Source organism: Trebonia sp. (genome assembly GCF_049794275.1).
Lineage (GTDB): Bacteria > Actinomycetota > Actinomycetes > Streptosporangiales > Streptosporangiaceae > Trebonia.
In genome coordinates this window covers 1-4266 of sequence record NZ_JBARCR010000101.1, presented here as the reverse complement: position 1 = coordinate 4266, position 4266 = coordinate 1, and the positions used below count along the sequence as shown (strand labels likewise).

The following is a 4266-nucleotide window of genomic DNA, read 5'->3' as shown; positions in this document are numbered from 1 at the left end:
TGTTTTCATCGGCAGCCTGCAGTCACACGGGCAGCTCCCCGATCAGCGCGTGCCGCGTGGACCTGAGCAGGCCCCCGGTAACCCGGTACAGGCTCAGTCCTTTCATCTCGGCGCCGCTGGGCAGCTTGCCGGTCCAGGCGGCCGCCACCATGTCGCCGTCGACGACGAGCGCGTCGATCGCGTAGCGGATGAGCCCGCCGAGCAGCTTGATCGCGTTCTCGTAGTCGGCGCGCGCTCCGTCGGGCCCCATCCCTGGCGGCTCGTGGCCGTAGTCGACATAGTCCGGTGCGACGCACGCGTCGAAATCCTCCGGCCGGCCGTTGGTGTAGCAGTCGAAGAACGCGCGCACGGCCTCTTCTGGACTCATCAGGCGCTCACCCCTATCCGGTCGTCAGGACCATCATGATAGGAGTGGGACATGACTGTTGGCAGCCCGGCGACGATGCGGGCGTGGGAGGTAAGCCAGCCAGCGCCGATCGAGACCGGCCCGTTGCGGTACGTGGAGAAACCCGTGCCGGCACCCGCCCCGGGCGAACTGCTGGTCCAGGTCCTCGCCTGCGCCGTCTGCCGCACTGACCTGCATGTCAGCGAGGGTGACCTGCCGGTGCACCGGGAGCACGTCACGCCTGGTCACATGGTCGTGGGCCGGGCAGCGGAACTGGGCGAGGGCGTCACGGACTACGCCCTGGGGGACCGGGTGGGCGTGGCGTGGCTGCGGCACACCGACGGGACCTGCGCCTACTGCCGCCGTGGCAACGAGAATCTCTGCCCGAACTCGCGCTACACCGGCTGGGACGCCGACGGCGGCTACGCGGAGTACACGACCGTCCCGGCCGCGTTCGCCTACCGGCTGCCGGCCGACGTCCCCGACGTCGAGCTGGCGCCGCTGCTGTGCGCCGGGATCATCGGCTACCGGGCGCTGCTGCGCGCATCCCTGCCCGAACACGGGAAGCTCGGATTGTACGGGTTCGGTGACAGTGCCCACCTGGTCGCGCAGCTGGCGCTGGCCCAAGGTGCGACCGTGCACGCCCTGACCCGCGGCGCGGCGTCCCAGCGGCTCGCGCTCGAGCTGGGCGCCGCGTCGGTGGGCGGCGCGTACGACTCCCCGCCGGAACCCCTGGACAGCGCGATCCTGTTCGCGCCGGTCGGGGACCTGGTACCGGTCGCGATGCGGGCGCTCGACAGGGGCGGGGTCCTCGCCGTCGCCGGGATCCACCTGACCGACACGCCGCCGCTGAACTACGAGCGCGAGCTGTTCTACGAGAAGGAACTGCGCAGCGTCACGTCGAACACCAGGGACGACGGCCGGGAGTTCCTCGAACTCGCCCTCCGGTACCACGTCAGGGCCACCACCCACGTGTACCCCATGTCGCAGGCGCAGCAGGCGCTGCAGGACCTGAAAGCTGGCGTTTTCGACGGGGCGGCTGTCCTCGTCAACGAGGAGGCCCCGTGACAACTCCAGCCATCCCTGGCCGCCTTCCGGCCGGCGCGACCCAGGAAGGCGACGGGATCATGATCGGGGACGGCCCGGTCCGCGTCGACGCCTTCATCGACTTCCTGTGCCCGTTCTGCCGCCGCTTCGAGCTGTCGTCTGGCCCGGCGCTGGCCGGCCTGCTCGCCAGCGGGCAGGTCAGCCTCGTCTATCACCCGATGAACTTCCTCGATCAGGCATCGACGACGCGTTACTCCACGCGGGCGGCCGCGGCTTCTGGCTGTGCCGCCGACGAGGGGCGGTTCCTCGAGTACGCGCACGCGCTCTTCGCGGACCAGCCGCCGGAAGGCGGTCCGGGCCTGGACGACGCGGAACTCGCCGCCATCGGCCAGACAGCGGGCTTGCCCGCCGCGGCGTTCACCGCCTGCCTGGCCGACGGGCACTACCTGGACTGGCCGCCGTACGTGACGACGCGTGCCGTGGCGCTGGGAGTCGAGTCGACGCCCACCGTCCTGGTCGCGGGCTCCGCCGTGCGCCCGGAACCGCGGCCCATCGAGGCGGCGGTCGAAAAGGCGGCTCGCGCTGGCTGAGGCCAGTCGTGCTGGTTACCGGACGGCGTCCCGGTCCGTCGTGCCGTTCACGTCGTTCACCAGATCGAGCAGGGTCCCCAGGCCGGCGACGCAGTCCCGCAGATCGCTGCCGATGGGATTCACTCGCAGGGTGGTCACGCCGCAGTCGCGGTAGGCCCGCAGCCGGTCGCGGACCACGTCGGGCGGCCCGATCAGGTTCGTGCCCAGGCCGATCTCAATCGGCACCCGGGCGGCGGCCGCCTCCCGGTCGCCTTCGGCCCACAGCCGCTGGACCTCGGCCACGTCATCGCCGAAGCCCTGCCTGGCGAAGGCGTTGTTGTAGAAGTTGTCCGCCCGCGATCCCATCGCGCCGAACGTGAACGCGTACCCGGCGGCGTGCCGCCGCCCGGCCGCCTCGATGTCTTCGGTGAACTCCACGCTCACGGCGACCACCAGGTCCAGGTCCGAGAGCGACCGCCCGGCCTGCTGCGCCGCCGCCCCGAGCGGGCCGAAGAACACCTGCGCCGAGCCGGGGAAGAACGAGTTGCCGATCCAGCCGTCGGCCAGCTCGCCGGTCAGCGCGAGGTTCGCCGGGCCGAGCGCCGCCACGTAGACCGGGACGAAGCAGGCCCCGGCGCGGGACCGGATCGCCACCCCGTCACTGCCTGGCAGCGGGAGCTGGTACACCTCGCCGGCATAGGTGAGGCGTTCACCCGCGGTGATCCTGCGGATGATCTCGATCGTCTCCCGGGTTCTGCGCACCGGCCGGGAGAACCTGACGCCGTGCCATCCCTCCATTACCTGCGGGCCGCTGGTCCCGATCCCCAGGACGAACCGGCCGCCGGAGATGTGCTGCAGGCTCATCGCCGACATGGCCAGCATCGCGGGGGTGCGCGCCCCGAGCTGCGCGATCCCGGTGGCGAGGCGAACCCGCTTCGTCCGTGCCGCGATCGCCGCGAGCGGCGTGAACGCGTCGTAGGCCCAGAACTCGGGCACCCAGATCGAGTCCACCCCGACCCGTTCGGCTTCGCGGGCCAGTTCCAGCCACTGCGGGTCCTGAGGATTCACCGACAGCCCGATCGAAAGCGTCATGGGAAACCTCCAGCCGTTTCGCACGCAGCCTAATCTGGCGATATCAACTCTGGTGCCGAGCCCGGACTATGAGGAGGCTGGTCGGTCATGGAGTGGACGGGCGCGCGTTACGCGGACAAACCCGCCGTGGAGGTACGGATCTGGATCGATGCCGCGCCCGCCCGGGTCTGGGAACTGGTATCCGACATCAAGCTGATGCCCGCCACGAGCTCCGAGCTGCAGTCGGTGGAGTGGCTCGACGGCGCGGCCGGGCCGGCCACGGGCGCGAGGTTCGCCGGGCGCAGCAGGCATGAGGCGCTGGGCGAGTGGGAGAGCACCTCGTGCGTCGTCGAGTTCGAGCCGGAGCGGGTGTTCGGGTGGGCGGTGGGGGACCCCGCCGACCCGGCCGCGCTCTGGCGTTTCCGGCTGGAGCCGAAGGACGGCGGGACTGAGCTGTCCGAATGGGTGCAGATGGGGCCGGGCCGGTCAGGCCTGTCGCTCGCCATCGACCAGATGCCGGACAAGGAACAGAAGATCGTGTTCGTGCGGATGCGTGAGTTCGAGCGCAACATGACCGGCACTCTTGAGCGGTTCAAGGCACTCGCCGAGGCTTGATCGCGCGGAAGCAGCCGTGAACGTGATCGTTGACCACGCCGACGTTCTGCATGAACGCGTACACGCTGGTGGGCCCCACGAAGCGGTATCCCTGCGACTTCAGCTGCCGCGCGAACGCCTCCGCCTGCGGAGTCGACTTGGGCAGGTCGGCGATGGACCCGGGTGGCTGGTCGCGGGTGATCTCGTAGGATTTCGCGAGCTCCGCGAGGCTCGGCGACGCGGACAGCATCGCGCGGGCGTTGTCGACAGTGGCCTGGATCTTGCCGCGGTTGCGGATGATCGAGGCGTCCTGGACCAGCCGGTCCACGTCCCGCTCGGTCATCGCCGCGACCTTCGCGACGTCGAAGCCCTGGAACGCCTGACGGAACGCGTCCCGCTTCCCGAATACGATCGACCAGCTCAGCCCGACCTCGAAAACGCCCAGGGTGAGCGCCTCGAACAGCGCGGACTCCTCGTAGGTGCGGGTACCCCAGACTTCGTCGTGGTAGCGGACAGCGGCGGTATCGCCAGCGCCGGCCCAGGCGCAGCGCGCCTTCCCGTCGCTCCCGGTGATGACGTCAACGCTCATGGTCAATGGTC

General features: G+C 70.3%; 6 protein-coding genes. 3 read left to right on the top strand and 3 right to left on the bottom strand.

Annotated features, from left to right (window positions below; translation table 11 throughout):
* Positions 1-22: 22 nt before the first annotated feature.
* Complete coding sequence (locus WA805_RS02695) at positions 23-367, bottom strand: nuclear transport factor 2 family protein (protein WP_425241569.1); 345 nt, start codon at positions 365-367, stop codon at positions 23-25.
* A 51-nt stretch (positions 368-418) separates the two neighbouring features.
* Here WA805_RS02695 and WA805_RS02690 point away from each other — a divergent pair, with 51 nt between their 5' ends.
* Together WA805_RS02690 and WA805_RS02685 are read left to right on the top strand one after the other, a co-directional pair.
* Entirely contained in the window at positions 419-1453 is a 1035-nt protein-coding gene (locus tag WA805_RS02690; RefSeq protein WP_422286848.1) for a zinc-binding alcohol dehydrogenase family protein, read from the top strand.
* Entirely contained in the window at positions 1450-2022 is a 573-nt protein-coding gene (locus tag WA805_RS02685; RefSeq protein ID WP_422339808.1) for a DsbA family protein, read from the top strand. Before WA805_RS02690 ends, WA805_RS02685 begins: the two co-directional genes overlap by 4 nt.
* Before the next feature lie 15 nt (positions 2023-2037).
* Here WA805_RS02685 and WA805_RS02680 read toward each other — a convergent pair whose 3' ends face one another.
* Positions 2038-3093 (bottom strand): LLM class flavin-dependent oxidoreductase, encoded by a 1056-nt coding sequence (locus WA805_RS02680; protein ID WP_424562173.1) that lies wholly within the window; start codon positions 3091-3093, stop codon positions 2038-2040.
* Between the two features lie 87 nt (positions 3094-3180).
* Between WA805_RS02680 and WA805_RS02675 the strand changes: the two genes are divergently transcribed.
* Positions 3181-3687, top strand: coding sequence for an SRPBCC family protein (locus WA805_RS02675; protein WP_422339806.1), 507 nt, complete (start codon positions 3181-3183; stop codon positions 3685-3687).
* On the opposite strand, the gene WA805_RS02670 is transcribed toward WA805_RS02675, so the two are convergent.
* On the bottom strand, positions 3665-4266 hold a 602-nt coding region (locus WA805_RS02670; RefSeq protein WP_425241568.1), incomplete at its 5' end, for a DNA-3-methyladenine glycosylase I. The genes WA805_RS02675 and WA805_RS02670 overlap by 23 nt on opposite strands.

Coding starts and splice junctions, on each gene's coding strand:
- WA805_RS02695 (WP_425241569.1), bottom strand. CDS start 367: ATGAGTCCAGAAGAGGCCGTGCGCGCGTTCTTCGACTGCTACACCAAC.
- WA805_RS02690 (WP_422286848.1), top strand. CDS start 419: ATGACTGTTGGCAGCCCGGCGACGATGCGGGCGTGGGAGGTAAGCCAG.
- WA805_RS02680 (WP_424562173.1), bottom strand. CDS start 3,093: ATGACGCTTTCGATCGGGCTGTCGGTGAATCCTCAGGACCCGCAGTGG.
- WA805_RS02675 (WP_422339806.1), top strand. CDS start 3,181: ATGGAGTGGACGGGCGCGCGTTACGCGGACAAACCCGCCGTGGAGGTA.